This window comes from Marivirga sp. (assembly GCF_035704835.1).
Lineage (GTDB): Bacteria > Bacteroidota > Bacteroidia > Cytophagales > Cyclobacteriaceae > Marivirga.
In genome coordinates this window covers 1-2,511 of sequence record NZ_DASSWQ010000095.1, presented here as the reverse complement: position 1 = coordinate 2,511, position 2,511 = coordinate 1, and the positions used below count along the sequence as shown (strand labels likewise).

Below are 2,511 nucleotides of genomic sequence, written 5' to 3'. Positions count from 1 at the left end.
GTAGGCTCGAATATTTGCCGCCAGCTTCTTTCAGATTCGCAGTCGCCCACGACACCCTTGCTATTGGCTAACGATAAGTACTGTAACTCTCGTTCGGGACTTGCACCCTATAGCATGATGACCATGCCTGACACACAAAAGATGTCAGCCAGAGGCTGACCAGCCTCTGGCTGGCTTCATCGCTACATGCCAACGCTGGCCCGCCTTTTTGTCCTCCTGCCCGCTCTCTTCGAGCAAATATTATTTGGTTTTGAAGGTTCGTTTCATTAATCAAGAGGAGCCTAACTTATACCTAACAATTAATGGTAATTTGATAACCTAAAAGACTTGCTAAAGAATATTATAAAACTAAAAATTCTCTTGCTCCATTTTCGAATTCACTTTTTCCTTCAATAAGTCCCATGATTTAATTGAAATGACAGATTCATAGGACTGATTTTCCCCCTTTACTTCATCTAAAATATTCTTTGCTCTTTCTTTGGAATCAGGGTGAGTACTCAACCACTGAACTTTTGATGCAAATTCCGGTTCATCAAGTGAAAGTTTATAAAAAAATTCGGCTAATGGTTCGGGGTCAATATTAGTGTTAAGCAAATAACGCAAAGCATTTTCATCTGCTTCTTCCTCCAATGACCTGTCATAAGCAGAGGAACTAAGAGCTTTGGTTACTTCTCCTAGCACTTCACCCCCACTATTTGAGGTTATCGAGAACAATACAGAAATACCAACTTCCTTAGCTAACTTTTTCATCACATGATTTAGCTCTATATGTGCTAATTCATGAGCAATAACCCCACTTAATGCTTCTGGATTATCGCATGCTTCTATTAACCCGGTGAATATCACCAGATGCTTATCAGGTAAAGCAAAAGCATTTACTTGCGGATTATTTACAATCAAAATATTAAGCTCAGTAGCATCTATCCTATTTTTATTGGATATTTTATGAACTATGCTGTCAATTACATCTTTAATTTCCTTATCACGAATGATTTCTTCTGAGCGCTCAATTGAATTTCTTATAACTTCAGCAAGTTTTTCCTCAGTAGAATCGGTAACTTTTTCAACTTGTAAGATTTGTATCCAATTAATCTGTGATAAACCAAACCAAAAGCTTACAAAAAAGAGAAGAAGCAGGAAAAATCTTATGACGATTTTCATATAGATTGATGTTTAACAATTGAATTGGAAAGGTCACCATAAAACCACCATTTAACATGAATCCCTTTTCTTGTTTGGATAGCTGTATAAATAGTGGCAATGAATTCAAGTAAATTAAAAATGAAAAGCACAATCATATAAGCCACATAATCATTATTAATAGCTCTTTCTTCAAAAAGGATTGAAAAAGTCCACCAAAAACCTATACTATTGATAACAACCAATGACAGTTGAGAGAATAAAGCTTGGGTACAATGCCATCTTACAAATGGAGTAGATCTTTGATTACCTAAATAAAAGATCAAAGTAGCAATCAAATTAATTATAGGCAATGGAAGACCTGCAATGATAGCAACTAAAGACATCAAATAACTATTGGAAGCTTTTTCAGCCTCACCATCATTTACTTTATACGCAAAATCTCCTGATTCAATCATAAGTTTTTCATTATGTTCCAAGCCCAATTTATTAGCATGAAGAGAACTAGAGGACTAGCTATATATCTATTCTTAATCTGCTTTTCTGTTTTAATATAAAAAGAATGCAAAGTAGATTTACCTGCTAAGGAATCAATCAATACCCAGAGTGGCACTAAAACTAACAATATTAAAGCTAATAATCCCAATGGATTTACCATAAGTGCAGCATGAAATTCCCCATCTAATAATAAAAGTACGCTTTGGGTTGTTCCACATGCCGGGCATGGTAATGATGTAATTTGCTTAAAAAAACAGACATTCAAAGCAATACTGCTCAGGTTGAAAACCAACCAGAGATAGCTACAAAGAGCCACACCAGAGATTAACATATAAAGTCTGTTTCTTCCCATTTACCTACAAAATTTGATGCAGTTTCTCTAAATTCTTTTCTTTAGTAGTTCCCATGATCAGAAACCAATCTACAATAACCCATATCCCAAAACCTCCACAAGTGACTAATTTAAGAATACCCAGTCCGACATCACCGACATAAAAACGGTCAATTCCTAAATAGCCTACGAATAAGGATAAAATCAGGCTAATTGTTGGATCTTTGAGCTGAGTCATTTGAATAGAAGGCCATCTTGATTCATCAATACTGAGTAACCTTTCCCTTATTTGGGGTAATCGATAGCCTTCAAAAAACTTACCATTTGTCATGACGTACATGTCAACCTTATTTGCATCCATAGAATTATATTGAAAATAAAAATAAACTTATTTTCAATATTAAGTAGTCGACCCTTAAAAACTATTTAATACATTGATTATCAATTATTTAATTAATAAAAAGCTTTGATTTTTTTGCAAGTTTTCGTATTTTCCTGACAGAAACCTTGCAAATATTGATGCATGAAACCCATTAAAAAAG

Annotated in this window: 4 protein-coding genes; all 4 read right to left on the bottom strand. The window is 34.6% G+C overall.

Annotated elements, in window-relative coordinates; translation table 11 throughout:
• Positions 1 to 348: 348 nt before the first annotated feature.
• Genes VFM92_RS16695 through VFM92_RS16680 form a run of 4 tightly spaced genes read right to left on the bottom strand, consistent with a single transcriptional unit; the run spans position 349 to position 2,309 of the window.
• Positions 349 to 1,161 (bottom strand): M48 family metallopeptidase, encoded by an 813-nt coding sequence (locus VFM92_RS16695; RefSeq protein WP_325123375.1) that lies wholly within the window; start codon positions 1,159 to 1,161, stop codon positions 349 to 351.
• Positions 1,158 to 1,598 carry a DUF4870 domain-containing protein gene (locus tag VFM92_RS16690; RefSeq protein ID WP_325123374.1) on the bottom strand — a complete coding sequence of 147 codons (441 nt, stop codon included), beginning with the start codon at positions 1,596 to 1,598 and terminating at the stop codon, positions 1,158 to 1,160. The genes VFM92_RS16695 and VFM92_RS16690 overlap by 4 nt, the downstream gene beginning before the upstream one ends.
• Entirely contained in the window at positions 1,595 to 1,990 is a 396-nt protein-coding gene (locus VFM92_RS16685; RefSeq protein ID WP_325123373.1) for a DUF2752 domain-containing protein, read from the bottom strand. Before VFM92_RS16685 ends, VFM92_RS16690 begins: the two co-directional genes overlap by 4 nt.
• A 4-nt stretch (positions 1,991 to 1,994) precedes the next feature.
• A complete protein-coding gene (locus VFM92_RS16680) occupies positions 1,995 to 2,309 on the bottom strand; it encodes a TM2 domain-containing protein (RefSeq protein WP_325123372.1) in 315 nt (104 codons plus the stop codon).
• Between the last annotated feature and the right edge of the window lie 202 nt (positions 2,310 to 2,511).